General features: G+C 54.3%; 21 protein-coding genes. 10 read left to right on the forward strand and 11 right to left on the reverse strand.

Features of this window, described 5'->3' with window-relative positions; all coding sequences use genetic code 11:
* Positions 1-95: 95 nt before the first annotated feature.
* Complete coding sequence (gene metG, locus CCY01nite_RS02965) at positions 96-2,168, reverse strand: methionine--tRNA ligase (protein WP_146857807.1); 2,073 nt, start codon at positions 2,166-2,168, stop codon at positions 96-98.
* Between the two features lie 92 nt (positions 2,169-2,260).
* Between metG and CCY01nite_RS02970 the strand changes: the two genes are divergently transcribed.
* On the forward strand, positions 2,261-3,172 hold the full coding sequence (locus tag CCY01nite_RS02970; RefSeq protein ID WP_246129837.1) for a S66 peptidase family protein: 912 nt from the start codon (positions 2,261-2,263) through the stop codon (positions 3,170-3,172).
* 6 nt (positions 3,173-3,178) lie between these two features.
* On the opposite strand, the gene CCY01nite_RS02975 is transcribed toward CCY01nite_RS02970, so the two are convergent.
* From CCY01nite_RS02975 to CCY01nite_RS02985, 3 genes are read right to left on the reverse strand one after another with little or no spacing between them, the layout of a single operon-like run.
* Positions 3,179-3,979: an alpha/beta hydrolase gene (locus tag CCY01nite_RS02975; RefSeq protein WP_146857808.1), complete on the reverse strand. Its 801-nt coding sequence runs from the start codon at positions 3,977-3,979 to the stop codon at positions 3,179-3,181.
* A gap of 41 nt (positions 3,980-4,020) precedes the next feature.
* Complete coding sequence (locus tag CCY01nite_RS02980; RefSeq protein WP_146857809.1) at positions 4,021-4,830, reverse strand: HesA/MoeB/ThiF family protein; 810 nt, start codon at positions 4,828-4,830, stop codon at positions 4,021-4,023.
* A 41-nt stretch (positions 4,831-4,871) separates the two neighbouring features.
* Positions 4,872-6,239 (reverse strand): sensor histidine kinase, encoded by a 1,368-nt coding sequence (locus tag CCY01nite_RS02985; RefSeq protein WP_146857810.1) that lies wholly within the window; start codon positions 6,237-6,239, stop codon positions 4,872-4,874.
* A 509-nt stretch (positions 6,240-6,748) separates the two neighbouring features.
* Between CCY01nite_RS02985 and CCY01nite_RS02990 the strand changes: the two genes are divergently transcribed.
* Positions 6,749-7,300 carry a YqgE/AlgH family protein gene (locus CCY01nite_RS02990; RefSeq protein ID WP_146857811.1) on the forward strand — a complete coding sequence of 184 codons (552 nt, stop codon included), beginning with the start codon at positions 6,749-6,751 and terminating at the stop codon, positions 7,298-7,300.
* A gap of 63 nt (positions 7,301-7,363) precedes the next feature.
* Here the strand turns inward: CCY01nite_RS02990 and atpC are convergent, their stop codons facing one another.
* Complete coding sequence (atpC, locus tag CCY01nite_RS02995; protein ID WP_146857812.1) at positions 7,364-7,615, reverse strand: ATP synthase F1 subunit epsilon; 252 nt, start codon at positions 7,613-7,615, stop codon at positions 7,364-7,366.
* 28 nt (positions 7,616-7,643) lie between these two features.
* Positions 7,644-9,146, reverse strand: a complete 1,503-nt coding sequence (gene atpD / locus CCY01nite_RS03000; protein ID WP_146857813.1) for a F0F1 ATP synthase subunit beta — start codon at positions 9,144-9,146, stop codon at positions 7,644-7,646.
* A gap of 213 nt (positions 9,147-9,359) precedes the next feature.
* Here atpD and CCY01nite_RS03005 point away from each other — a divergent pair, with 213 nt between their 5' ends.
* Positions 9,360-10,574, forward strand: a complete 1,215-nt coding sequence (locus CCY01nite_RS03005) for a purple acid phosphatase family protein (RefSeq protein ID WP_146857814.1) — start codon at positions 9,360-9,362, stop codon at positions 10,572-10,574.
* Between the two features lie 102 nt (positions 10,575-10,676).
* On the opposite strand, the gene CCY01nite_RS03010 is transcribed toward CCY01nite_RS03005, so the two are convergent.
* Genes CCY01nite_RS03010 through CCY01nite_RS03025 form a run of 4 tightly spaced genes read right to left on the reverse strand, consistent with a single transcriptional unit; the run spans position 10,677 to position 15,396 of the window.
* Complete coding sequence (locus CCY01nite_RS03010) at positions 10,677-11,285, reverse strand: hypothetical protein (RefSeq protein ID WP_146857815.1); 609 nt, start codon at positions 11,283-11,285, stop codon at positions 10,677-10,679.
* A gap of 38 nt (positions 11,286-11,323) precedes the next feature.
* On the reverse strand, positions 11,324-12,787 hold the full coding sequence (locus CCY01nite_RS03015) for a TolC family protein (RefSeq protein WP_146857816.1): 1,464 nt from the start codon (positions 12,785-12,787) through the stop codon (positions 11,324-11,326).
* Positions 12,780-14,129, reverse strand: a complete 1,350-nt coding sequence (locus CCY01nite_RS03020; protein ID WP_146857817.1) for an ABC transporter permease — start codon at positions 14,127-14,129, stop codon at positions 12,780-12,782. The genes CCY01nite_RS03015 and CCY01nite_RS03020 overlap by 8 nt, the downstream gene beginning before the upstream one ends.
* 16 nt (positions 14,130-14,145) lie before the next feature.
* Positions 14,146-15,396, reverse strand: a complete 1,251-nt coding sequence (locus tag CCY01nite_RS03025; protein ID WP_146857818.1) for an efflux RND transporter periplasmic adaptor subunit — start codon at positions 15,394-15,396, stop codon at positions 14,146-14,148.
* A 239-nt stretch (positions 15,397-15,635) separates the two neighbouring features.
* Between CCY01nite_RS03025 and CCY01nite_RS03030 the strand changes: the two genes are divergently transcribed.
* From CCY01nite_RS03030 to CCY01nite_RS03060, 7 genes are all read left to right on the forward strand, one after another.
* Positions 15,636-16,799, forward strand: a complete 1,164-nt coding sequence (locus tag CCY01nite_RS03030) for a hypothetical protein (protein WP_146857819.1) — start codon at positions 15,636-15,638, stop codon at positions 16,797-16,799.
* Between the two features lie 79 nt (positions 16,800-16,878).
* Positions 16,879-19,041: a M48 family metallopeptidase gene (locus CCY01nite_RS03035; protein WP_146857820.1), complete on the forward strand. Its 2,163-nt coding sequence runs from the start codon at positions 16,879-16,881 to the stop codon at positions 19,039-19,041.
* 319 nt (positions 19,042-19,360) lie between these two features.
* A complete protein-coding gene (locus CCY01nite_RS03040; protein WP_146857821.1) occupies positions 19,361-21,379 on the forward strand; it encodes a DNA polymerase III subunit gamma/tau in 2,019 nt (672 codons plus the stop codon).
* Between the two features lie 106 nt (positions 21,380-21,485).
* A complete protein-coding gene (locus tag CCY01nite_RS03045) occupies positions 21,486-23,132 on the forward strand; it encodes a pyruvate dehydrogenase complex dihydrolipoamide acetyltransferase (protein WP_146857822.1) in 1,647 nt (548 codons plus the stop codon).
* Positions 23,133-23,312: 180 nt separating this feature from the next.
* A complete protein-coding gene (locus tag CCY01nite_RS03050) occupies positions 23,313-23,702 on the forward strand; it encodes a VOC family protein (RefSeq protein ID WP_146857823.1) in 390 nt (129 codons plus the stop codon).
* Positions 23,703-23,857: 155 nt separating this feature from the next.
* Complete coding sequence (locus CCY01nite_RS03055; RefSeq protein WP_146857824.1) at positions 23,858-24,364, forward strand: GbsR/MarR family transcriptional regulator; 507 nt, start codon at positions 23,858-23,860, stop codon at positions 24,362-24,364.
* Positions 24,365-24,434: 70 nt separating this feature from the next.
* On the forward strand, positions 24,435-25,379 hold the full coding sequence (locus tag CCY01nite_RS03060; protein ID WP_146857825.1) for a TIGR01777 family oxidoreductase: 945 nt from the start codon (positions 24,435-24,437) through the stop codon (positions 25,377-25,379).
* On the opposite strand, the gene CCY01nite_RS03065 is transcribed toward CCY01nite_RS03060, so the two are convergent.
* Positions 25,367-26,290, reverse strand: coding sequence for a glycoside hydrolase family 43 protein (locus CCY01nite_RS03065; protein ID WP_146857826.1), 924 nt, complete (start codon positions 26,288-26,290; stop codon positions 25,367-25,369). The two genes, CCY01nite_RS03060 and CCY01nite_RS03065, sit on opposite strands and share 13 nt — an antisense overlap.
* Positions 26,291-26,309: the final 19 nt, after the last annotated feature.

The following is a 26,309-nucleotide window of genomic DNA, read 5'->3' on the forward strand; positions in this document are numbered from 1 at the left end:
AATTTAGCATTTTTTGCCGGGGTACGATGAGGGGAATGAAAAAACCCTGCGTGTTTTTGACAAACGCAGGGTTTCTTTATGTAAAACGGTTATTATCAGCTTACACTACTGCCGGGCGCTACCGCATCGTCCGGGTTCACGAACACGAGGCGGCCGTCTTTATCTTCCGCCATCAGTATCATGCCCTGGCTCTCGATGCCGCGCATTTTGCGGGGAGCGAGGTTGGCTACCAGCGTTACCTGTTTGCCGGTGATCTCTTCGGGTTTAAAATGCTGGGCGATGCCGGATACTACCGTGCGCTGCTCATAGCCGAGATCTACGGTGAGCTTCAGCAGTTTGTCCGCCTTCTCCACTTTCTCCGCCTGTATGATGGTGCCCACTTTCAGGTCCAGCTTCGCGAAATCATCATATTGTATTTCAGGTTTTGCTTCGGGCTTCGGTGTTTCTTCGGGTGCGGCGGCAGCGGGCTTCTTCAGTCCGGCATGCAGCTTGTCCACCTGCGCTTTCACCTGTTCGTCTTCTATCTTTTTGAACAGCAGTTCCGGCGGCCGCAGCGAATAGCCTACGCTGACCAGTTTCATGCTGCCGGCGTTTTCCCATTCCAGCAGGCGGTCTACCACTTTCAGCATATGGCAGATCTTCTTTGCCGTGAACGGCAGGAAGGGGTTGATGAAGATGGCGAGGTTGGCGGTCAGCTGCAGGCAGACGTGCAGGCAATTGTCGATCTGCGCCTGGTGCTGCGCCTGCAGTTCCGGCGTTTTAGCCAGTATCCAGGGTTGTTTTTCCTGGAGGTAGCGGTTGCCTTCGCGGGCTACGTTCATTACTTCATTCAGCGCGTCGCGGAAACGGAAGGTTTCGAGCGATTCGGAGATCTTCGCTTTGGCTTCCTGCAGCATGGCGAACACAGCGTCGTCCGCCGCATCTTTCTGCTCCGCATGCATGGGCGGTACTTTGCCGCCGCAGAGCTTGTGCATCAGTACCATCGTGCGGTTCACGAAGTTGCCGAGGTTGGCTACCAGCTCATTGTTATTGCGGTCCTGGAAATCTTTCCAGGTGAAGTCGTTATCCTTTGTTTCCGGCGCGGTGGCGCACAGTACGTACCGCAGCACGTCCTGCTGATCGGGGAAATCCTTGATATACTCGTGCACCCACACGGCCCAGTTGCGGGAGGTGGATACTTTTTCGCCTTCGATGTTGAGGAATTCGTTGGCGGGCACATTGTCCGGCACCACATAACCGCCGTGCCCTTTCAGCATCGCCGGGAAAATGATGCAGTGGAACACGATGTTGTCTTTCCCGATGAAATGCACCAGGCGGCTGTCTTCCTTGCACCAGTAATCCTGCCACTGGTCGGTCAGCTCCCGGGTGGCGGAGATATAGCCGATCGGCGCATCGAACCATACGTACAGCACCTTTCCTTCGGCATCTTTCAACGGCACCTTGATACCCCAGTTGCTGTCCCGCGTCATGGCGCGGCTTTGCAGGCCATTGTCCAGCCAGCTTTTGCACTGTCCGTATACGTTATTCTTCCATTCCTTGTGATCTTCGATGATATATTGTTTCAGCCAGGGCTCATAATTTTGCAGCGGCATATACCAGTGCTTCGTTTTCTTTTTCACGGGCACGGCGTCGCTGAGGGCTGAGCGGGGATTGATCAGCTCGTCCGGGCTCAGGGACGAACCGCAGCGTTCGCACTGGTCGCCATAAGCATTCGGATTGCCGCATTTCGGGCAGGTGCCGATGATATACCGGTCCGCCAGGAACACCTGTTTCACCTCATCGAAATACTGCTCGGATTCCCTTTCCTCAAAAAGGCCGTCGTCATACATCTTTTTGAAGAAGCCGGCGGCTGTTTCGTGGTGGATCTGGCGGGAGGTGCGGGAAAATATATCGAAAGAGATGCCCATGGCATCAAAGCTGTCTTTGATGATCGCGTAATATTTGTCCACAATATCCTGCGGGCTGACGTTCTCCTGCATGGCCTTGATGGTGATAGGTACGCCATGTTCGTCTGTTCCGCCGATGAATTTTACGTCTGCTTTCCTGGCCCGCAGGTAGCGGACATAGATGTCCGCCGGGATGTAACAGCCCGCCAGGTGCCCGATGTGCACGGGACCGTTGGCATAAGGCAGCGCTGCTGTGACCAGGGTTCTGTTAAATTGTTTCATAATGCTTATATCCTTGCCGGAATTATCTTTACTTTATGGCCGGGCTTAACCGGCTCCAATTAATCAGCAAAGGTAAACTAAAGCGTTGTAGAATGATCAAAATTCCGCCCTATCTGAAAAAAGGCGATCTGATTGGCGTTACCTGCTCCAGCAGCAAGATGGAACTGTATGCGGCCGAATATGCCGCCGGTATTATAGAATCCTGGGGCTTCCGGGTGCACCTGGGCATTACGGTGGGCACCAGCTTCCATAATTTTTCCGCGCCGGACGAGCTGCGGCTGGAAGAATTGCAGGATATGATGGACCATCCGGATATCAAGGCGATCGTTTTCGGCAGAGGCGGCTATGGCATGATCTGTATCCTGGACAAGATCGATTTCTCCCGTTTCCGCAAGCATCCCAAGTGGATCTGCGGGTACAGCGATATTACCGCACTGCATGCGCATATGCAGGAGCGGCATAAAATTGCAAGCATCCATTCGCTGATGTGCAGCGGCATCACCGTGGCCACACGGGAAAACATATACGTTGACAGCCTGCGCGAAGCGCTGCTGGGCAAGCGCAGCCAGTACGCCTGCGAGCCGCACCCCATGAACCGGGAAGGCAAGGCCGCCGGCAGGCTGACAGGCGGCAACCTTTCCCTGCTGGCGAATATCTCCGGTTCCCCTTCGCAGGTCAATACCAAAGGGAAGATACTGGTGCTGGAAGATGTGGGCGAATACCGGTATAATATCGACCGGATGATGTATAACCTGAAGCGGGCGGGGTGGCTGGACAAACTGGCGGGCCTGATCGTGGGCTCATTCACGGAGGAAAGGGAAACGGATACGCCGTTCGGGCAAACGGAGTACGAGATCATCCGGAATATGGTGCAGGAATATGATTACCCGGTGTGCTACGGCTTTCCGGTGGGGCACCAGGAGCAGAACTTTGCGTTGAAGCTGGGGGTGCAGCATGAGTTGAAGGTGAGCGGGAAGGGGGTGTCTTTGCGGGAGGTGAAGTAGTTTTCTTCACCTGCTCAACACCGAATCCAGCTTCCTGTGAAACAGCGGATAGTCGTTCAGGTTATTATGTTCTCCGCCTTCCAGCGTTACAAACTCATCATCTTTCTTGAAAAGCGGTTCCAGCCTTTTACCGGATTCATACGGCACCGTTTCATCTTCTGTTCCGTGAAAGATCGTAACGGGCGCTGCTACTTTGGGCAGATATGTATAAGTGGGCAACTTATACTTCAGCAGCCATCCAACGGGGTAAATCGGCGCTACATCTCCGGCCACATCTTCCAGGCTGTAGTACGGCGTTTCCAGCACCAGGCGCCTGCAATCGCGCACGGAGGCCAGCTGCGCCGCAATGCCGGTGCCGATGGACTTGCCGTAGATCACGATCTGCCAGGGTGCGAAGCGGGTGCGGGCTACTTTGTACATCAGCAATGCATCGCCGAACAGGGCTTCTTCCGTCAGGCGGCCGGTGCTTTTGCCGAAACCGCGGTAATCCAGGATCAGCACATCGTAGTTGTTGCGGGTGAAATTGCGCATCATCTTCGCGTAGCGGTTGATGTTCATGGCGTTGCCGTGGAAATAGAGCACCATGCCGCGGGGGCGCTCAGCTTTGAACAGCACGGCGCTCAGCTTCACTTCCTTATTCACGGGTATCAGCAATTCTTCGAAAGGCACATCGAACTTAAACTTGTAGCTCTCCGGCAGCACCTCCGGGTGAAACAACAGCTTGTCCTGCACAAAATACAGGGCGATTCCCCCGGCCAGGTAAATGCCGATGGCCCACAGCGCTATTTTTTTTAAATGTTTTTTCATTCCTGCAGGATGTCTCTGATGAATGCATGGTATTCGGGGAACTAATCCTCCACGTCCGGCACCACTTCCAGGCCGTATTCCTCGGCCGTCAGCAGCCCGCGGGCCTTCACTTCCGCCATACCGGCAACATCCGCATTCAGGTCGGTAACCTCGAATTTCTGGTGCAGGTAGTTGAAGGTGTGCAGCTTGCCCGCGAGGCCCGGTACGCCTGCCACGAACTTGATGATCTCGTTCACCATCAGCAAAGCCGTGGCGCCGTGCGTGGCGCCCAGGGCGCCCGCGTCAAAATTCCGGAGATCGTCTACTTTGAAATCGTTACAGCGGTAAGATGCCACCCGCCCCGCCGCCTCCTGCTGCGGCATGTTGAAGCCGCCCCACCAGGCCACCCAGTTATGCACCTCGCCGGTCACAAAGGGCTTGTTCAACGCCAGGCAGGCGTCGTTCACCACAAAATGTGTAATACGGTGTTGCGAACAATCCACAATCAGGTCGAAACTGCTGAATATCTGCAGGGCGTTATCCGGACGGATCTGCACGAGAAAGGGGAAATGCTTGTTCCAGGGGTTGAGGGAAAAAAGACGGCTGGTCGCCATTTTCGCTTTATGCTTCCGCAGGTCCTGCATGTTGTACATCGGCTGGCGGTGCAGGTCTTCTTCCAGTATCGTTCCATAATCCGCAATACCGATCACGCCTACACCGGCGGCGCTGAGGTACTGGGCAACGGGACTTCCCAATCCACCGGCGCCGATCACAAGTATGCGGGCCGCTTTTAATTTCTCCTGGAAAGCAACGCCCATACCGGGTACGGCAATGGGATGCTTGTATCTTGACAATTCTTTTTCTGACAACATGGGAGTATGCTGGTGTTTCTATTTTGTTGATCCAAAGATACTTAGTCCTGCGGAAACTCCAGCGTGAACCTGCTTCCCTTGCCCATGACGCTCTCTACCCTGATCTTGCCTTTATGCGCATCCACGATCGCTTTCACATAGCTGAGGCCCAGGCCGAAACCCTTTACGTTATGCACATTGCCCGTATGCGCGCGGTAGAATTTTTCGAAGATGCGGGACACGGTATCCCTGCTCATGCCGATGCCATTGTCCGCCACGGAAATGATCAGGCTTTTGCGGGTGTTGCCGGTGGCGATGCGTACTTCCAGGTTTTCTTTGGAGTATTTGATGGCATTGTCCAGCAGGTTGAAGATGAGATTGGAGATATGTACTTCATCCGCTTTGATGATCGGCTGATGTGCGTTCAGCTGCAGGTACACCTTGCCGTTCTTGCCGTCGAGCTGCAGCTGCAGGTTTTCTACGGTGGATGTGATCAGCTGGTGTATGTCGATCGGTTGAAGGTTCAGTGTCAGCTCTTCTTTTTCAAGGAGGGCGGACTGCAGGATGGATTCCACCTGTTTGTTCATGCGTTTGTTCTCTTCCTTGATGATGCCGGAGAAGTAGCGGATCTTCTCGCGGTTGTCCATCACCTTTTCATTGCCGATGGCGTCGATGGCGAGAGAAATGGTAGCCAGCGGCGTTTTCAGCTCATGGGTCATGTTGTTGATGAAATCGCTTTTGATCTCGGAAAGTTTTTTCTGTCCGAACATGGTGCGGATGGTGAGCGCGAAGGCGGTGATGATGATGGCGGTGAAGAGTACGCTGCCGAAGATCATCCAGCCGAGGGATTGCAGCGAGGAAAGACTGCTTTCCGGCACGATCACCACCAGCGTTTCATCTGTTTCAAGATTGAACTGCTGGCCGGATGCCGGGTTATCATCAGCGATGGGCGTAACGTATGCCAGGAGGTTGGCGTTGTTGGCGTCCGCCGACGCACGCAGCGAGGCTTCCTTGAAGCCCGGTGAATAGAGCTTTGTACCGTAGATGTTATTGATGCCGAACTCGAACACGGTATCCATCTTGTTCTCTATCATGCCTTTCTTGATCATCTCGTACACATCCCGCGCTTCAAACACATCGCTCACGGAAGTGATGGGGCGCAGCGGCTCGATGGGATCAAAGCTGAAGCGGCTGGCGCTGCCGTCTTTAGACACGCGGCTGTCTACCTTCACCTTGCCAAGCGGGAATTTCATCCCCTTATAAAGTTCGGAAGCTACCATATAGGTCATGGTCTGCATACGCTGCTCGCGCTGTTCTTTTTTGATGTGCGCGGCGTTGCGTATCCAGCTCACCTGTATGTAGATGATTCCCAACAGCGAGAGTGTGATCAGTGCAATTATGACAGGAAATATCTTCTTTAGTGGCAACATGTTGTAAAACGTATAAACGATAAATATAGGGAAAATCCATCCCTTGTAAACTAATTGCTATAGCAACTATGATACAAAATTAAATCCCGCAAAGCCTTATCCATACTGTTTTTCACAAAACAGCATTACTTTAACGTAATTTTAACGGAGGATTTATGCTGTAATTGCTGCCAGTTTCCATAACTTTGCTCTGTCATCTGGTACCAAATTTGCTACTATATAGATGACTCAAAAAAGCGAATAAACTTTCTACATACATCGACGTGGATTCGTTCCATAAGCGATTTAGATTTTGGTTGATAAAATGGTAAGGGATCTTTCTAGGTCCCTTTTTCTTTTTTATACTATTTTAACGGCTTTTGCTAAACGTTTACCTTGCCTTCTCCTTGCTCTCTCCTTGCCTTATCCTTGCTCTGAACAAAGCCGTCAATATTGTACCAGCTAATCCAAAAAATAATGAACCATTTTCTTCATTCTTGGTTAAATTTGAAAAGCCCAAAGATCAAGCTATGGACAAGCTCTCGCCCGGAATATTGCTGATAGCGGACCCTTTTCTGAAAGATCCGAATTTCGCCAGGACCGTAGTACTGCTCTGCGAGCACCAGGAACAGGGCAGCTTCGGATTTATTGTTAACCGGCCTTTTGAGCAGAAGCTGGACGAACTGATCCCCGATGTGCTCATTCCCAACATTCCCGTTTTTCTCGGCGGCCCTGTGCAGATGGACACCGTTCATTTTATTCACCAGCTGCCGGAGCTGATCACCGGCGGGTCCGAGGTATTTCCGGGGCTTTACTGGGGCGGGGATTTCGCCGCCGCCATACAACTGATCAACAGTAATAGCGACGACGCGCGGAAGATCAAGTTCTTTATCGGGTATTCCGGCTGGAGCGAAGGGCAGTTACAGGGGGAGCTGGACGATAAAAGCTGGATACTGTCCGCCATCAACCCCGCATTGCTGTTTTCCGCCGAAGGCCCCGAGATATGGAAGCAATCCCTGCGGAACATGGGCCACAGCTTTGCCATGATGGCCAATTTCCCCATCGACCCTACCCTGAACTAAAAACAAAAAGGCCAGGCTAAACGCCCGGCCCTCTCTATTTCAAAAATCGCCTTTATCCTTCTTTTAAACCGCTACAGCGCCTTCAACCAGCACGGTAGCCTTGTTGTTCAGCACTTCTACGAAACCACCGTCGATCGTAAAATGCTCCGCACTGGCCTTGTCTTTCAGCACCTTCATCTTACCATTGCCCAAAGCGGCGATCAGGGGAGCGTGGCGGTCCAGTATCTCGAAAGAACCATCCACACCCGGCAACTGGATGCCGTATACTTCGCCTGTGTAAAGCTTTCTTTCCGGTGTTAATATTTCCAATAACATGTTAATCGGTTTTGTGTGTGATCATCCCTTATTTAGCAGCGGCAGCCAGCAGTTTCTTGCCTTTCTCGATGGCGTCATCGATAGAACCTACCAGGTTGAATGCTGCTTCGGGATATTCGTCCACTTCACCATCCATGATCATGTTAAAGCCACGGATCGTTTCTTCGATGGGCACCAGTACACCTTTCAGACCGGTGAACTGCTCGGCCACATGGAAGGGCTGGCTGAGGAAACGCTCCACGCGGCGGGCGCGTGATACGGTGAGTTTATCTTCGTCGCTCAGTTCGTCCATACCCAGGATGGCGATGATGTCCTGCAGTTCCTTGTAGCGCTGGAGGATCATTTTCACACGCTGTGCACAGTTGTAGTGTGCCTCTCCAACTACCGCAACGGTCAGGATACGGCTGGTGGAGTCCAGGGGGTCTACCGCGGGGTAGATACCTTTATCGGAGATCTTACGGGACAATACGGTAGTTGCGTCCAGGTGGGAGAAGGTAGTTGCCGGAGCGGGGTCGGTCAAGTCATCCGCCGGTACATATACCGCCTGTACGGAGGTAATGGAACCGTTCTTGGTGGATGTGATACGTTCCTGCATCAGGCCCATTTCCGTGGCCAGGGTAGGCTGGTAACCCACGGCGGAAGGCATACGGCCTAACAGCGCGGATACTTCGGAACCTGCCTGGGTGAAACGGAAGATGTTGTCTACGAAGAAGAGGATGTCGCGGCCGCCACCTGCGGTGCCGTCGCCATCACGGAAATATTCTGCCATGGTCAGGCCAGACAGGGCTACACGGGCACGGGCGCCGGGAGGCTCGTTCATCTGTCCGAAGATGAAGGTAGCCTGGGATTCCTGCAGCGCTGCCTTGTCAACAGCTGAGAGGTCCCAACCGCCATGCTCCATGGATTCCTTGAATTTATCGCCATACCGCACAATGTTCGCTTCGATCATTTCACGCATCAGGTCGTTCCCTTCACGGGTACGCTCGCCTACACCCGCAAATACGGAGAGACCGGCGTGGCCTTTTGCGATGTTGTTGATCAGCTCCTGGATCAGTACGGTCTTACCTACACCCGCACCGCCGAACAGACCGATCTTACCGCCTTTTGCATAAGGCTCGATCAGGTCGATCACCTTGATACCGGTAAAGAGTACTTCGGTATCGGTGGCGAGATCTTCGAAACGGGGGGGCTGACGGTGGATGGGAGCGCCATTGGTCGTGTCCAGCTGGCCAAGACCGTCGATCGCTTCACCTACCACGTTGAACAAACGGCCTTTGATGGCATCACCGGTAGGCATTTTGATGGGGAAGCCCCTGTCGATAACGGGCATACCGCGTACCAAGCCATCGGTAGAGTCCATGGCTACGGTACGAACGCTGTCCTCACCCAGGTGCTGCTGCACTTCCAGCACAACCTTCTGGCCGTTGTCGCGCGTCAGTTCCAGGGCGTTATAAATTTCGGGCAATTTTCCTTCAAAATGCACGTCCACAACGGGACCGATGATTTGTTTGATCTTACCTGTGTTAGGCATATTTCTTAGAAGTTTATAAAATGCGTGTAATGTGTGGTACTGTGAAATTTCGCGCAAAGGTAATCATTGAAGCCTTAAAACCCAAAATAATGAAAAGATGATTTGGGGTGATTTTCGTCAGGTTTAAGGGTTACAAATATATTAACTTTCTTGAATAAGTTATATTATTTAAGCCGGGGGTATTATTTTTATAGCTGTTCAAAACTACTCTTTATGCAAGATGATAAGCCCGTACTGGGCCGCCGGGGCTTCCTCGGCACCTTCGCCAAGGCCGGTATCCTCAGCGCCGCGGGCCTCGCGCCGGCAGTAAAATCCCTCGCCGCCGCCAGCGTAGCGCCCGAAGCCCACGCCTTCCTCTGTCCGCCCTACCTCCAGAATCCGGCTCCCACGGCCATGACGCTCATGTGGCTCAGCAACAAGCCCTCCTACAGCTGGATCGAATATGGAGAAACGGCAGAACTGGGCCTGAAAGCGCACCATTCGCAGGCCGGCATCGTGGACTCCTACAACCGCATTTACCGGATCAGGCTCGAGCACCTCCAACCCGGCACCACCTATTACTACAAAGTATTCTCAAAGGAGATCGCCGAGTTCCGGCCTTACAAGCTGACCTACGGCGGCACCATCAGCAGCGAGCTGTTCAGCTTCACCACGCCGGAAGAAGACCCGGAACAGGTGTCCTGGCTGGTGATGAACGATATTCACGACCGCCCCGCGAGCATCCCGCACCTGGTATCGCTCAGCAAGGAGCCGTACGACTTCGTGTTCTTCAACGGGGACATATTTGATTACCAGGAAGATGAAAAGCAGATCATCGACCATCTGCTGACGCCTGCCGCCCAGGCCTTCGCTTCTCAAAAACCTTTCATCTTCACCCGCGGCAACCACGAAACCCGCGGCAAGTTCCGCCGCGAGCTGCCCGATTATTTCGATCATCCCTGGTTTTTCGCCAAAACCTGGGGGCCGGTGCATTTCACCGTGCTGGATACCGGGGAGGACAAAGAAGATACCCATCCTGTGTACGCCGGCATCGTGGATTTCGATGAATACCGCCGCCAGCAGGCCGAATGGTTCAAACAGGTGGCGCAGACGAAGGCATTCAAAAAAGCAAAATTCAGGGTGGTGATGATGCACATCCCCGTCTACCACTCCGGTGACTGGCACGGGCCGATGGAATGCCAGAAGCTCTTCGGGCCGCTGTTCCAGCAGCACAAGATCGACCTCTTCCTGGCCGGGCACACGCACCGCTACGTGGTGCACCAGCCCGTTGAAGGCAAGCACGCCTACCCGGTGGTGATCGGCGGCGGGCCGAAAGAAGGCGCCCGCACCATCATGCATGTGAAGGCGGACCAGAAGAATCTGAAGCTGGTGATGCTGAAGGATGATGGCAGTGAAGTGGGGAGGGTGGAGCTGAAGAGCAGGCGATGAAGCCATTATCTTTTGCATGGTTTTGAGGCGGCGGCTTCCCGGCAGGTGTCAGGCGGCAACGCATGTGGCTTCTGCCGGGAAGCCCTGAGAAAACGGCCCTCCCTATTTCACCGCCGGCACACAGGCAAACGGATCGGGATCACCCGGCGCCGGCTTCTTGTCTGCCGACCAGCAGAAGTTCATCGGCTGGCTGGTAACGCTCAGCAGGCGGATGTTTACCTTGCTGCCCTTCCGGCTGTTGGAGGCCGTGACGGACTGCACGCCTTTCGCGGGAATATTGTGCACGGTGTACTGCTCTGTTTTGAATACATCACCGTTGCCGCGGAGGTATTGCACGGAAACGATGGCATTATCCAGCGGGTACTCCGTCTGGTTGCGCACCTGCACCTGCAGGTCTTTAATACCGCCCAGGAAGCCTGTGCGGTAATCGCCGGTATTTACAGAAATATATTGTTTCCAGTTCTTGCGGAAATACTCCCGCCTGTCAACAAACTGCACCTGCGCCTGGTGCTGCATGTCCTTGCGGTCCGCGATCTGCTGCGCGGTGCGGTTGCTGAGGGTGAGGCTGTTCCGCAGGTCGCGGTTTTCGCCGATAAGGCGTTCGTTCTCGCGCAAAAGGGTGGAGGCCCGCTTACGGTCGCGGTACCCGCTGATAAAAAATATGACGGCCAGTAATGCCAGTACGGCAGGGAAAAGAATCCTTCGAAGCATGCACTGTCAACAGAAAAAATGATGCCAATACCGGGGCGTCATGGTTCGCGGAACTCGTAACGAATCTTTTCATTCTTCTCAAAGTCGTACAGGGTAAGCCTTCGCACGGTATAGTAGGCATTCCAGTAAGAGCGCAGGGCGTTGATGTAATTTTGACTGGCCTGGTCTTTTTCCTGCTGCGCGAGGTTCAGGTCCGTGATGGATATTTTGCCGATGAGGTAACGCTGCTTGGTGATCTCATAGCGCAGCCGCGCGATGGTGTCTGCCTTGGCGGCGCTGTTCAGCTGCTTTTGCTGGATGTTGAACAGTTGCGTTTGCAGGTAGATCTCCTGATCGAAGCTGCGTTCCGCCTGTTGTATATCGATCTCCGCAAGATCGCGGTTGGCCTTCGCCTGGCGTACCCGGTTGCGGGCGCGGCCCCAGTCCATAATAGGAATGGCCACGCCGATGGAAAGGTTCTGCTGCACGGCGCCGCGGCTGTAAAGATCACCGAAAAGGGAATCGGTATTAGACCGCCCGAACTGAGCATTGAGGTTGAACTCGTATCCGTTGTTCCCCCTGGCGGACGCTACTTCCTGTGCGGCCTGCAGGCGGCGGCGCCTGAATTCCAGCACAGCCTGCCGGTTGCTGCCCGCTTCGGTCACCGCTTTGTCCAGCGGCACGGAAAAGAGCGGCGTAGCGCTCGGGAGGTTCAGCTCTATGTCTGCATCCTTTGGCATGTTCAGGAAGCGCTTCAGTTCCTGGTAGGCCACTTCCTTGTTCAGCGAAGCCTGTTCCAGGTTGTTCTGCGCGTTCAGCAGGTTCAGCTCTATCTGCAACAATTCATTCTCCGCGATCTTGCCCAGCTCAAACCTTCCTTTGGATATTTTATATAACGTATCCGTATTCTCTACGTTGAGCCGCAGGATGCGCTCCTGCGTCTGCGCGGCCAGCGCCCTGAAAAAATAATCCGATGCGTCCAGCGCCACCACTTCCAGGTCTTCAATATACAGGCGTTTGCTTTCTTCGTACAGCAACGGCGATATCAGGCGGTCCCAGCGGGCCGCGTTGTACATGATCGAAGGCTGGTAATAGTTGATGGAAAACGGCGTGGCCATGTAGCGCTGCTCGCGGTAGGGATCAAACTGGTCGAACCGCGCGAGGTCCGTGCGCATGGAAAATTGACCACCGGTCCAGGGCACGAGTTGTCGTAGCCCCAGACCCAGTGATGTATTAGAAGTAGAACGGCGGCGGTATTCTGTTTTGCCATCCGGCTGCAATACGCCTACGGTTTCGCCGAGCGGACTACCGGAATAATTGGCGTCCAGCACCAGTTGCGGCAGCTGGCCGGACCGGAAGTAGCGGTAAGCGTACAGGTTGTTGAGCGCCCTGCTTTGCGCGCGGTAATAGGAAGGCGAGTTTTTCTGCGCCATGGCTACCACGTCCTGCAGCACGAGCTTTTGCTGCGCAAAACAGGCGGAAACGGCAAGGGTACAGGCAAACAGTAATTTCAGTTTAAGCATGACGTAAACATTCTATTGGGTTCTGGTCGGCAGCCTTGCGCGCGGGAGAGATACCGAATATCAATCCCACGGAAGACGCCAGCACAAAGGATAAAAAAATGGAAACAGCGGAAACGATCGTTTTGATGTCAGCCACCTTGTCAACGATATAAGCGCCGGCCACGCCGAGTATGATGCCGATGATGCCGCCGCAAAGACTGATCAGCACGGCTTCAAACAGGAACTGCATCACAATGTCGTTCTTCTGCGCACCCAGCGCCATGCGGATGCCGATCTCCTTCGTGCGTTCCAGCACGGAAGCCAGCATGATGTTCATGATGCCGATGCCGCCCACCAGCAGCGAGATGCCCGCGATGGCGCTCAGCACGATATTGAATACGTCTTTCGTTTTTTGCTGCTGCTGCAGTAATTGTTCAGGGATGGTCACTTCAAAATCCGCCACATCACTATGCCTGCGTTTCAGCATGCGGCTGATGATGCCGGCCGATTCCGTGAGCTGCTCGGGTTGCCGTATTTTCACAATGAGCTGATCCAGCTGGTGCTGCGATTTTGCCTGCTGGTTGCGGTTGCTGCCGTCTTCCATGAACCAGGGAAGATGTTCTATGCGGATGGCGGGATTCTTGTAGCGCACCAGCGTTGTTTGTATCGGCACGTAGATGTCCATATTGTAATCGCGGATGCCGAGGTTTTCCTTGGTGGCGCTGCTGATCAGCTTCTCGCCCGTTACGCCGATGATCTTCAGCCATTGCTGTCCGCATTTGATGGTCTTGCCCAGCGGATCTTCCGAGATAAAGAACTTCCGCTTCACCCCCGCGCCGATGATGCATACGCCTTCACCGCCGGCGAGCTGCTTATCATTGAACATCCTGCCGGAAGAAAGGGCGATGTTGTTCAGCTCAAAAAAAGCCGGCTCGATGCCCACCATTTTCAGTTTCCGGCTTTTGCCGCTGTAGATCACATCCTGGTCAAGGATCATCTCCGGGCTCACGGCTTCCACGGTAGGGATCATTTTGCGGATGCTGTAGGCGTCCTGCAGACTGAGACCTTTGGAGAATTTTTTCTTTTCTTCCGTTTTCCCTCCTTCCTTTGACTGGCCGCTTTCATCCTCATCTTTCTTTTCCTCCACCACCGGCTTGATCACAATATTATTGACGCCCACCAGCTTCATCTGGTTCATGATCTCCTCTTTTGCGCCACGCCCGATGGCGAGCATCGCTATCACCGCGCCCACGCCAAAGATGATGCCCAGCGCGGTCAGGAACGAGCGCAGCCGGTTGGCCACAAGCGAGTCCAGCGCAATGTTGAGGTTATTCATATTACGGGCTCCCCATAATTTTCGCATGCTGCTGATTTTAGAGTTATTTCAGGGGGATGATCTTGTTATCCTTTGCCGAGGCCGGTTCTGCGAGGTATACCACATCGCCTTCCTCCAGTCCTTTTGTAACGATCACCTCTTCATCATTGCTCTTACCGAGCTTCACTTCCCGCTTTTCTATGCCCGCGCCTTTCCGCACATATACATAGCTGGTGTTCTTTTCGGAGAAGATGGATTCGAGCGGAATGATAAGCTGGTTGGGCACCTGGTTGATGAGGATGTTATTGGAGGTGGTCATGCCGGGTTTGAGGATGGAATCTACTTTTTCAAGCTTGATGAGCACTTCGAACACCTTGGCGTTGGAGCCCGGCCTGTTCTCGCCGATATTGGCCACGGAGGTGACCGTGCCTTCCATTTTTACATCCGGGAATGCATCCAGCCCCATGCTTACTTTCTGGTTCTTCTTGATCTTGCTGATGTCTACCTCGTTGATATAGGTTTTGGACAGCATGCTGGAAAGGTCCGGCAGCATGGCCAGCCGCGGGTCCCAGGTGCGGATGGTGGAGCCTGCCTTCTTTTTGCCGCCGGAATTATAATCGATGATATATACCAGCAGGCCGTTTTTGGGCGCTGTGATCCTGAACTGGCTGCGCAGGTCTTCCAGGCTTTGCATCTGCTGCTGGCGGCGTTGCAGCTCGCGGTACGCCTGCTCCATTTTGGTAGCGGCCTGGCGTTGCTTGATCTTGTAATTCTCCAGCAGCTGCGAGAGGTCGCGGTTTGCCTTCTCCACGTCCAGCTCCGCCTGGCGCACGGTGGCCGGGGGTTCATATTTGCTGAGCTGCAGGGCGAGGGTCTTCTGTTCCATCTGGAACTTCAGATTGGTGATGTTATCCCGCACTTCGCGCATCTGCAAAGCAGTGTCCAGCGCGGTTTGTGAAAGGGTGGAGTTAGCCCTGTCCAGCTCCATCTGCACGTCGCCTATCTTTTTGTTCACCACGGCAGGGTCCAGCGAGGCAATATAATCGCCCTGCTTCACCGTAATGCCCTCGGGGGCCATGTCCTGTATTTTGATCTCTTCGTAAATCTGGTTAGATTGCAGGCCGGTCGGGGCATTGATATATTCTGTATTCTCGGCCATCAGCTCTCCGGGGCTAACCACTATGTCACGAAAGTTGCCTTTCCGTACGGGGACTGTGGTGCTGCTGTCAGCGGGTTTGTTGGCAAACACATAATACAGCACGCCTGAGCCGATAATGCATAACGCGGCAATGAGCCACCATTTTTTTCTCAACATAGGTTAAATGTGTGTGTATGAACAAAGGGTGAAATAGCTATTTTTGACTCATCGGTCCTGTGAAATTGTTATCATGATGCACACGCTCTCCTTTTCCATAAAAATATACGGGGATACTTAAACGAAATGTTAATTGTTACAGACGTAGGGAAATCGTACATAAGTGTAGAAATATCTGATTTTGAATTGAGCTATAAACGGATGAATATTAACTTTTATTTTTGCAGCAAATTATCAGGATGGAATTAATTATCGTTAACAACGAACAGACAGCCCGGCAGTTCCTGGATGTACATGTGCAGCTCAACAAACATTATGAAGGCTGGATACGCCCGCTGGACAAAGACATCAATGATGTGTTCGATCCTGAGAAGAACAAGGCATTCCGTTTCGGGGAAGTGATACGGTGGATATTGAAAGATGATGAAGGACGCCTCGCGGGCCGCATTGCCGCGTTCGTCAACAAAAAATACAAGACCAAAGGGGATGAGCAACCCACAGGAGGCGTGGGTTTCTTTGATTGTATACATGACCAGCAGGCCGCCAATCTCCTCTTCGATACCGCCAAAGCCTGGCTGGCGGAACGCGGCATGGGAGCGATGGACGGGCCGATCAACTTCGGCGAGCGGGACCGCTGGTGGGGCCTGCAGGTGAAAGGATATGTGAACCCTCCCTACGGCATGAACTATAATCCGCCCTATTACCAGGAATTATTTGAAACGTACGGCTTTCAGCCCTTCTTCCACCAGTACTGCTTTGCGCTGAAGGTGAAAGACCAGGTGCAGGAAAAGTTCTACACCCGCCATGCCGCCCTCGCCGCCGATCCTGATTATTCGGCCAGGCATGCGGACAAAAGCCGGCCCGAAAAATTCGCGGAGGATTTCACCGCGGTGTACAACAAGGCATGGGCCAGCCACGGCGCCGGAAAAGAAATGACCAAAGAACAGGCGCTCCAGCTTTTTAAAAAGATGAAACCGGTGATGGATGAAAAGATCATCTGGTTCGCCTATTATAAAGATCAGCCGATCGCCTGCTGGCTGAACCTCCCGGAGCTGAACCAGTATTTCAAACATATGAACGGCAAATTCGGTTTGCTGCAAAAGCTCAAGTTCCTCTGGCTGAAGCTGACAGGCGCCTGCCGCAAGTTCACCGGCATTGCATTCGGCGTGATACCCGAGTTCCAGGCCAAAGGGGTGGACGCCTTCATGATCATGGAAGGCGCCAAACTGATACAGGGGCAAATGTTATATGATGATTATGAAATGCAGTGGATCGGCGATTTCAATCCCAAGATGATCAACATCGCGGAAAGCCTCGGAACCTACCGCAGCCGCCAGCTGACCACCTACCGTTATCTTTTTGACCGCAGCCGGGAATTCAAAAGGCATCCCATATTGTCCTGACACATAGCATGTACGGGGGATGCCGTTTAGGTGAGGATAGCGTATATTGGACCCTCCAAATCCAGAACGTACCTTACCTATGAGCAAATTCGTACACTACCCTCCCAATCCGGTGATGGTAGATCCTGCGCTTGTACAACCTGCATCCAGCTATAAAAGGCAGGTGCAGAAAGTGATCGCGGGCCTTACGCTTTTCTTTGTGGTGTACGTGATCCTGCTGGTAGCCGCCGTCAGCCTCGCGGGAGCCTGCGTCTGGGCCGGCTTTGCGGTGATCCGCTTTTCCATGCATACGCTTCCTTCCGTTTTTCTGTATGTCACCGGCGCGCTGGTCATGGCATACGGCGCCGTAGTGCTATTCTTTCTTGTTAAACATATTCTCACTCCCGCGAGGGACCGGACGCCCTACCGTGTACAGCTATACGAAAAAGACCATCCCGGTTTATTCGTATTCATCCGTCAGCTTACCATAGATACGCAAACCGGCATGCCGGACAAGATATTCGCCATCCCGGACGTGAATGCCGCCGTGTCCTGTGATTCCAGCTTCTGGAGCTTGTTTTGGCCGCCACGCAAGCACCTGATGATCGGCCTGGGGCTGGTGAACACGGTGAATCTCAGCGAGTTTAAAATGATACTGGCGCACGAGTTCGGGCATTTTTCGCAACGCGGCATGAAGCTCGGCAGCTACGTATACACCGTTAACCGCGCCATCTACAAGATCCTCTACCAGCGCCAGAACTGGGGCAGCCGGATGGTCAAGAAATGGGCCGGCGTTTCCGGCGTGATCAATATATTCAACGTCATCCCGCAGGTGACCGTGCTCATCATGCAGGGCATACAGGCCATCCTCCGTTTCCTTTACCGGATGGTCAACCGCCAGTACATGGAGCTTTCCCGGGAAATGGAATTTCATGCGGACGCGGTGGCCATTGCCGTGGCAGGCAGCAGTCCCGCTATCTCCGCGATGCGCCGGTTCCACCTCAGCACCCATTGCTTTTCACATTGCTGCGAGCACATGGCCGCGCTGGCGGGAAACGACAGCTCCCTGAGAAACGTATATGCCGCGCAGACCGCGTTGATGCGGTACCTCGCCACGCTGCACCGGCTGGAACTGGTGAACGGCCTGCCCGTGATATCGGATGCCTACCTGCAAACACAGACCAGCAGCCGCATTCAGTATAACGATCAATGGGCGTCCCACCCTTCCGAAGAAGAACGCGAAGGCCGTTACAGGGCCGCGAACGTAGAAGCGGCGATAGACCACACGCCCGCCTGGGTGCTTTTTGAAAACGCCACTGCTTTCCAGGAAGCCTTCACCCGGGGGCTGTACCACTGGTCTTTCCCGGACAAAGCGGCCATCCTGCAGGAAGAGCCGGCGGAAACCTTTATCCATACCATCGCGCAGCAGCACGACCGGTACCGGTTCCCCGAAGTGTTCGCGGACTACTACAGGCACCGCCCCTTTGCGGACATGACGGGCGTAGTGCACCAGGCGCTGGACGGGCAACTGCTGCAAACCACGGCCCGCGAACTGTACGCTCCCTGCTGCACGCAGAAGATCCGCCGGCTGGAACAGAACCGCAGTGACCTGAACATTCTCCACGCGATCGGGAACGGACTGATAGAAACCAGCCACTTTGAGTTCGATCATAAAAAATATGACCGGGCTGACGCACCTGTATTGGCGCAGCAGCTGGAAGGAGAGATCAGGGAGCAGACGGCCGCTCTCCTGCAGGCGGACACCCTGCGCTACCGCCATCACCTGCTGCTGGCGGAACGCCAGAGCAGCACCACTTTTCACCATCTGCGGCAGATGTATCACCGCGTGATACTGCAGCAGGAGCTGGCGGACGACATGGAAGCCCAGGCCACCCGGATCATCAACGAAGTGCAGGCCATCTACCGCGAGGCGCAGGTAACGATGACCGCACTGCTGGCCGGACTGAAAGCGCTCAAAAAAGAGGAGGGCCGCTTCAAGCCCCTCCTGCAAAAAATGCTGGAATACGCTGAAGTCCCTGAAGCCATAGACCCCACCTTCACCACAGACGCCGCCCTGTTCCTTAACTCCAACTACACCTACCTGCGCGACGATGCCGTGCAGGAAGAGGAAATACGGGCCCTGTACCACCTCACCCACCGGGCGGTGAGCAACCAGCGGGACATTACGGAGCTCGGCAAAAAAGCCTACCTCGAATACGCCGCCGGGCTCATCCACCGCTATCAGCCCTCCAACGTGCAATAAATCCATCCGCAAACACATCTTCCCACCGCCAATCCCGCCAAAAGCAGCGGCCCGGCCAATTACGTAATAAAGCCGCCACAAACACATCCTTCACCGCCAACCCCGCCCGGCAGTTGCCCGACCAACCCACGTAATAAAGCCGGTCACAAACACATCCTCCACCGCCAACCCCGCCAAAAGCAGTTGCCTAACCAGCATCGTGCCGCAAACCAGGCACCGAACGCCTCAATCCCGCCACCAGCACCATTCTATGACTTTTTACTTTTTAGTTCTCCCATTTTGCGTTACTTTCGGCACTTGGAAAGGAGCGTATCCCATCATGGAAAATTTTATAGTATCCGCCCGTAAATACCGTCCGCAGAACTTCTCCACGGTAGTAGGGCAAGCCCATATAACAACAACACTCAAAAATGCCATCCGCAACAATCAGCTGGCGCATGCCTTCCTGTTTTGCGGTCCACGTGGCGTAGGCAAAACCACCTGCGCCCGCATCCTGGCAAAGACCATCAACTGCGAGAACCTGCAGCCGGACGGCGAAGCCTGTAACTCCTGCGATTCCTGCCGGACCTTTAACGAAGGCAGCTCGTTCAATATCCATGAGCTGGATGCCGCCTCCAACAACTCGGTAGACGACATCCGCACCCTGGTAGACCAGGTACGCTTCGCGCCACAGGCCGGCAAATACAAGATCTACATCATAGATGAGGTGCACATGCTCAGCTCCTCGGCATTCAACGCCTTCCTGAAAACACTGGAAGAACCGCCGTCCTACGCCATTTTCATCCTGGCCACCACGGAAAAGCACAAGATATTGCCGACGATCCTCAGCCGTTGCCAGATATTCGACTTCAAACGCATCACCATACAGGATACGGTAGATCACCTCCAAGAGATCGTTACCAAGGAACACATGACCGCGGAAAACGACGCCCTGCACCTGATCGCACAGAAAACGGACGGCTGCATGCGCGATTCGCTCAGTACGCTGGACAAGATCGTGAGCTTCACCGGCGGCAAACTGACCTATCAGAACACGCTGGAGCATCTTAACATCCTGGACTACGATTACTATTTCAGGGTCATGGACGCCGTGCTGGCACAGGACGTGGCCGGCGCGCTGCTGATTTTCGACGAGATCCTGCAGAAAGGTTTTGAAGGCGATAATTTCCTGGGCGGATGGGCCGAGTTCCTGCGGAACCTGCTGGTCTGCAAGGATGAAAAGGTGCTGCACCTCATGGAAGTGAGCGCCAACCTGAAGGACCGTTATAAACAGATGAGCGGCCGCGTCAGCGCGGCTTACCTCGTAACCGCCCTGCACCTGCTGAACGAAACGGAGATCGGTTACCGCATGGCCCGCAACAAGCGCCTGTACGTGGAAATGGCGCTGATACGCCTCTGCTACCTGCAACAGGCCGTGACCCTCGTGAGCAACGATCAGACCGGCGAAGTGTTAAAAAAAAACCTGATTCCTGAAGGAGCACCGCAACGCCTGCGGGCGCCGCTGCCACAGCCCCTCTACGGCAAACCCGCCACCACTAAGACGATCACGCCGGAAGCACCGCGCCTGACCATCGAATCAGGAGCCGCGCAGCCCGGCAATACTGGGGGACAACCCGGACATGCGGCCGCAGCCCAACAGCAGCAGGCCCGTACCACGGACTACAGCAATGCCGTACAAACGCCCGAAGCCCGGGACAACACTCCGGCTGCTTCGCCGTCCGCCAATCAGCAAACCGGCACAACACAGGCTGCTTCATCACCGTCTGTCAACCCGCAAGCAGGCACAACTTCGCCATCCGCTAACCGGCCGGCTGGCGCAACAACAACACCAACGCCGCCGCCCGCACCCCGGCCCGCCACTTCACCCGGCGCCGGCAAACTCACCGGCCTGGCCGCCATGAAGGAAGCCCTCGCCGCAAAACAGCAAACAGCCACCACCACACAAAGCAGCGCCGTCCAGCTCACCGCCGGAGCCCTCGCCGTGTATTGGGACGAGTTCATCGATAAATTCCGCCAGGCCAATAAAATGACCGTGGTGAGCAACCTCCAACTGGCCCAAACCATGCTCCTCGGGCCGGAAGAGATCGGCATCGTAAGCAGGAACATCGTGCAGTACCGCTTCATGGAGGAAGAAAAACTCGAAATCTCCGAGTTCTTCAAACGGAAATTCCGGAACAATGCATTGATACTTACCCTGCAGCTGGACGAAAATCAGCAGCAGGCCGCAGATACAGGCCCCGCACCGCTTTCCAGCCGGGAGCAGTTCGCCCGGATGATCGAAAAATACCCGCTGGTAAAAGAGTTAAAAGACAAACTGGGCATGGAACTGGATTTCTGATCCGGCGCCGCATTGAATAATCACTAATTTTAAACGCCCCCGCTCCCGATGCTTTGCGTTTTTGCGCAAAAACTTGTAGGTTTGGGCAAAATTTCGAAGAAACACTATGGCAGAAGTTATCAGAATGCCCCTTTTAAGTGATACGATGACAGAAGGGGTGATTGCGGAATGGCATAAGAAGGTAGGAGATACCGTTAAGTCCGACGATGTTATTGCTGAAGTGGAGACCGACAAGGCCACAATGGAAGTGATGGCATATGCGGACGGTACTTTGCTGTATATCGGTGTGGAGAAAGGAAAAGCTGCAAAGGTGAATGACGTTATCGCCGTTGTTGGAAAACCCGGTGAAGACTATAAGTCCCTGCTGGAAGGCGGCGCAGCTGCCGCTCCCAAAGCAGAAGCCCCGAAAGCAGACGCAAAAGCAGCGCCTGCTCCCGAGAAGGAAGCCGCTCCCGCCGCAGTTGATAACGCCGAACTGGAAAAAGCGCTCAAAGACGCTACCGTCATCCGCATGCCGCTGCTCAGCGATACCATGACGGAAGGCAAGATCGTAGCCTGGAATAAAAAAGTAGGCGATACCGTAAAAAGCGATGACGTGCTCGCGGAAGTGGAAACCGACAAGGCTACCATGGAAGTGATCGGTTATGCGGACGGTACCCTGCTCTACATTGGCGTTCCCGAAGGGGATGCCGCCAAAGTGAACGGCATCATCGCCATCGTTGGCAAGAAAGAAGCCAATATTGAAGCGATCCTCGCGGCCGAGAAAGCCGGCGGCGCCGCTCCCAAAGCCGCTGCTGCTGAAGCACCGGCCAAAGAAGCCGCTCCCGCGGAGGCATCATCCGCCCCCGCCGCACAAAGCGCTAACGGCGACAGCCGCGTGAAAGCCTCCCCGCTCGCCAAGAAACTCGCGGAAGAAAAAGGCATCGACATCAGCCAGGTAACCGGCTCCGGTGACGGTGGCCGTATCGTAAAAAAGGACGTGGATTCCTTCGTTCCTTCCAAAGCAGCCCCCGCAGCCAGCGCAGGCGCTCCCGCCGCGAAAGTGGCAGCCTTCGCACCCGCAGGCCAGGAAGGATACACCGATACGCCGCTCACCAACATGCGTAAAACCATCGCCCGCCGCCTCGGTGAAAGCAAATTCGGCGCCCCGCACTTCTATCTCACCATGGAAATCAACATGGACAATGCAAAAGAAGCCCGCGAAGCCATCAACAAAATATCCCCCGTTAAGGTTTCCTTCAACGATATGGTCATCAAGGCTGCAGCCATGGCGCTCCGCCAGCATCCGGACGTGAACAGCAGCTGGATGGGAGATTTCATCCGCCACAACCAGCACATCCACGTAGGCTCCGCCGTGGCGGTAGACGAAGGACTGCTGGTACCGGTGATCACCTTCGCCGATCAGAAGAGCTTCTCCCAGATCGCCGCGGAAACAAAAGAACTGAACGACAAAGCCAAGAATAAAAAACTCCAGCCACAGGAAATGACCGGCAACACCTTTACCGTGTCTAACCTCGGCATGATGGGCATCGAAGAATTCACCGCCATCATCAACCCGCCCGCTTCCGCGATCCTCGCTGTAGGCGCCATCAAAGAAGTAGTGGTAGCCGGAGAAAAAGGCCAGTTCAAAACCACCAGCGTCATGAAAGTGACCATGAGCTGCGACCACCGCACAGTGGACGGAGCCGTGGGCGCCCGTTACCTGGTAACCTTCAAGCAATTCATGGAAAACCCGGTAGCGATGCTCGTGTAACCGGGTGATTCAAAAAGATACGAAAGGGTTGGTCTGTATCAGGCCAACCCTTTTTTTTGGCGAACAGCTTACTCCAAAATGCCAACCATACGCTGAATCTTTCCACATCAACCCTCTCAATCTGCTAATTGCATCAATCTTTTTGCTAATTTTATAATCACACCCCCAAAACAACGTTCCATGCGTCACCCAACTCATGCGATCAACTGGTTTGAGATCCCTGTTTCACAATTCGACAGGGCCAGGGCCTTTTACAGCGCTATTCTCGACGTAGCGATCACCGAAATGCAGCTCGGCGGGGACCGCCTGGGGCTGCTGGCATATGATGCCGAAAACGGCGGTGTGGGCGGCGCCATCGTGGAAGGGCTGGACTATGTGCCCAGCCAGCGCGGCTGCATCATTTACCTGCATTGCGGTGACGACCTGAACGAAGTGCTCGACCGGGTGATCAGCGCCGGCGGACGCATTGAGCGGGATAAAACGCCCGTTTCCTATGAGCTGGACCTCGGCTTCCATGCCATTTTCATCGATACCGAAGGCAACCGCATCGGCCTGCATTCCCCGAAATAGACAATATCACCGTTTCGGCCGCGCCCACCATTTCATCCCCGCTGCTGCCGGCCATATCAGCTTGCATTTTCCTTCCTCATCCGCAACATTCTTTTGCAATGGACGAATATTTCAATAAGTTTTGAAAGTTCAAAAACTTTACATACATTTGAAGCATGAAATTTTCTGATGCAAAAGCACAATTCATCCAGGCCTGGGGATTGCTCGGCGCGCAATGGGGCATCAACCGCACCATGGCGCAGATCCACGCCCTCCTGCTCATCGCGCCGGAACCCATGAGCGCCGAAGAGATCATGGAGGCGCTGGACATCTCCCGCGGGAACGCCAACATGAACGTCCGGGAGCTGATGAACTGGGGGATTGTGGAAAAAGTACTGGTGCCGGGAGAACGCAAAGAGTTTTTCGTAGCAGAAAAAGATATCTGGAAAGTAGGCACCGCCATTGCGCGGGAAAGAAAGAAACGGGAACTGGACCCCGTGCTGAAAGTGCTCCTGCAGCTCAACAAGATCGATGGCGACCAGAAAGACAAACACATCAAAGCCTTCCGCGAAACCATCCAGAACATCCAGAAATTCGCGCATCAGACCGATGCCGCCCTCAACGCCTTTATCAAGTCCGAAGAGAACTGGTTCTACAGCACCCTGCTGAAAGTGATCCGCTGATAACAGCCATCACCATGCAGTTAAAAAACACACATCAATATATTTCAATTTTTTCTGAAAGTTCTATACAATGAAAAACAAAACCATCGTCATCGCCGGAGGAACAGGATTTATAGGTGAAGGACTGATCGATTATTTCAGCGAAAACAACCAGCTGATCATCCTCTCCCGCCAGCCTCAAACAGACCGCCCGAATGTAACTTACCGATACTGGGACGGCCGCAGCCTGGGCGAATGGGCGGCATCCCTCGAAGGGGCGGACCTGCTCATCAACCTCGCCGGCAAAAGCGTGAACTGCCGCTATACCGAAGCCAACAAGGCCGCGATCTTCGCCAGCCGCACAAACAGTACTGCCATCCTCGGTGAAGCCGTGCGGCAAGCTAAAAACCCGCCCGCCCTGTGGATCAATTCCGCCTCCGCCACCATCTACCGCCATGCGGAAGACCGCCCGATGGACGAAGCTAACGGCGAAATGGAAAATGACTTCTCCGTACAGGTCTGCAAAAAATGGGAAAAGACATTCAACGATATCACCCTGCCGCATACACGAAAAATTGTGCTGCGCATCGCGGTGACGCTCGGCAAACAGGGCGGCGTGATGACGCCTTATCTGAACCTCGTGAAATTCGGGCTGGGCGGCCACCAGGGCAGCGGCCGCCAGATGTTCAGCTGGGTGCACATCGAAGACGTGGCCCGCATGATGGAATGGTTGTACGAACACCCCGAATGCAGCGGCACCTACAATTGCAGCGCCCCGAACCCTGTCACCAACAAAATCTTCATGCAAACGCTGCGGAAAGCCGCAGGCCACGCTTTCGGGCTTCCCGCATTTGAATGGATGTTACAGATAGGCGCCGCATTGATCGGCACGGAAACGGAACTGCTGCTGAAAAGCCGCTGGGTATTGCCCGCGCGTATTACGCAGGCCGGGTTTACGTTCAGATACCCGCATTTGCAGGGCGCTTTTGAAAATATCATCGGTGCATTGCCGAGGCGGCGGTATCATTTGTTCTGATCCACCGAAAGCCATTTGAACGTGCCGGGCAGCACTTCAGGCAATGTTCCCTTCCAGTTCATTTCCATGATCACCGTCTTCCGCGGCCCTACTTTCTGCGCATTGAAATGCGTATGGAAAACATAATACCATTTGCCTTTAACAGCGAGCACATCCCCGTGCCCGGAGCCGTTCGCGCCGGTGTTATGCCGGCTGATCACCGGGTTGTTAGGGATACGGGTGAAGGGGCCAAGCGGGGAATCGGCCACAGCCACGCCTACCGCATAATCGATATTCCTGAAATCGTTGCAGGAAAAGAACAGATAATAGCGGCCGTTCTTTTTGATCATCGTAGGCCCTTCGGCAACAGGCCACGGCGCATGCTGCGTGTTCTCCCAACCGGTATCCGCATGAATGCATTCCCGCAAAGTGCCGGGTATGACGGCGGACAGGTCATCTTTCATCTCTCCCACGAAAATGCGGTTGCCTTTGTCCAGCCGCACATGATAGAGGTAGATCTTTCCGCCATCAAAAAAGACGAACGGATCGATCTGCTTGCCGGATGCGGGCAGCGGTTCGCGGAGCTGCTGGCGGAAAGGCCCCTCCGGCCGGTCGCTCACCGCTATGGCGATGGATTCATTGGCCGTATAAGCCATGTAGAATTTTTTTCCGTAGCGGAACACCTGCGGCGCCCAGAAGCCGTGGTCGCCGAAAGCATCGCCCTTTTTCAGGGCAAACCCTCTGTCCGTCCAGTTTACGAGGTCGCCAGACGTATATACCGGAATGCCAAGGTTCGCGTTGGCACCATTTGTGCCGTAAGCATAATACTTCCCTTTGTAAGTAAAGACCGTAGGGTCCGCCAGCAACAGCGGCGTACTGTCTTTTACCGGCAGCAGCGAAGGAAGCAGCAGGAGCAATGTGATCAGATTCATACCATAAAAATATCCTTAT

It is taken from the genome of Chitinophaga cymbidii, assembly GCF_007992715.1.
GTDB classification, from domain to species: Bacteria; Bacteroidota; Bacteroidia; order Chitinophagales; family Chitinophagaceae; genus Chitinophaga; species Chitinophaga cymbidii.

What these genes read in the sequence shown, in the direction of transcription:
- metG (WP_146857807.1), bottom strand. Translation starts at nt 2,168, where the DNA reads ATGAAACAATTTAACAGAACCCTGGTCACAGCAGCGCTGCCTTATGCC.
- CCY01nite_RS02970 (WP_246129837.1), top strand. Translation starts at nt 2,261, where the DNA reads ATGATCAAAATTCCGCCCTATCTGAAAAAAGGCGATCTGATTGGCGTT.
- CCY01nite_RS02975 (WP_146857808.1), bottom strand. Translation starts at nt 3,979, where the DNA reads ATGAAAAAACATTTAAAAAAAATAGCGCTGTGGGCCATCGGCATTTAC.
- CCY01nite_RS02980 (WP_146857809.1), bottom strand. Translation starts at nt 4,830, where the DNA reads ATGTTGTCAGAAAAAGAATTGTCAAGATACAAGCATCCCATTGCCGTA.
- CCY01nite_RS02985 (WP_146857810.1), bottom strand. Translation starts at nt 6,239, where the DNA reads ATGTTGCCACTAAAGAAGATATTTCCTGTCATAATTGCACTGATCACA.
- CCY01nite_RS02990 (WP_146857811.1), top strand. Translation starts at nt 6,749, where the DNA reads ATGGACAAGCTCTCGCCCGGAATATTGCTGATAGCGGACCCTTTTCTG.
- atpC (WP_146857812.1), bottom strand. Translation starts at nt 7,615, where the DNA reads ATGTTATTGGAAATATTAACACCGGAAAGAAAGCTTTACACAGGCGAA.
- atpD (WP_146857813.1), bottom strand. Translation starts at nt 9,146, where the DNA reads ATGCCTAACACAGGTAAGATCAAACAAATCATCGGTCCCGTTGTGGAC.
- CCY01nite_RS03005 (WP_146857814.1), top strand. Translation starts at nt 9,360, where the DNA reads ATGCAAGATGATAAGCCCGTACTGGGCCGCCGGGGCTTCCTCGGCACC.
- CCY01nite_RS03010 (WP_146857815.1), bottom strand. Translation starts at nt 11,285, where the DNA reads ATGCTTCGAAGGATTCTTTTCCCTGCCGTACTGGCATTACTGGCCGTC.
- CCY01nite_RS03015 (WP_146857816.1), bottom strand. Translation starts at nt 12,787, where the DNA reads ATGCTTAAACTGAAATTACTGTTTGCCTGTACCCTTGCCGTTTCCGCC.
- CCY01nite_RS03020 (WP_146857817.1), bottom strand. Translation starts at nt 14,129, where the DNA reads ATGCGAAAATTATGGGGAGCCCGTAATATGAATAACCTCAACATTGCG.
- CCY01nite_RS03025 (WP_146857818.1), bottom strand. Translation starts at nt 15,396, where the DNA reads ATGTTGAGAAAAAAATGGTGGCTCATTGCCGCGTTATGCATTATCGGC.
- CCY01nite_RS03030 (WP_146857819.1), top strand. Translation starts at nt 15,636, where the DNA reads ATGGAATTAATTATCGTTAACAACGAACAGACAGCCCGGCAGTTCCTG.
- CCY01nite_RS03035 (WP_146857820.1), top strand. Translation starts at nt 16,879, where the DNA reads ATGAGCAAATTCGTACACTACCCTCCCAATCCGGTGATGGTAGATCCT.
- CCY01nite_RS03040 (WP_146857821.1), top strand. Translation starts at nt 19,361, where the DNA reads ATGGAAAATTTTATAGTATCCGCCCGTAAATACCGTCCGCAGAACTTC.
- CCY01nite_RS03045 (WP_146857822.1), top strand. Translation starts at nt 21,486, where the DNA reads ATGGCAGAAGTTATCAGAATGCCCCTTTTAAGTGATACGATGACAGAA.
- CCY01nite_RS03050 (WP_146857823.1), top strand. Translation starts at nt 23,313, where the DNA reads ATGCGTCACCCAACTCATGCGATCAACTGGTTTGAGATCCCTGTTTCA.
- CCY01nite_RS03055 (WP_146857824.1), top strand. Translation starts at nt 23,858, where the DNA reads ATGAAATTTTCTGATGCAAAAGCACAATTCATCCAGGCCTGGGGATTG.
- CCY01nite_RS03060 (WP_146857825.1), top strand. Translation starts at nt 24,435, where the DNA reads ATGAAAAACAAAACCATCGTCATCGCCGGAGGAACAGGATTTATAGGT.
- CCY01nite_RS03065 (WP_146857826.1), bottom strand. Translation starts at nt 26,290, where the DNA reads ATGAATCTGATCACATTGCTCCTGCTGCTTCCTTCGCTGCTGCCGGTA.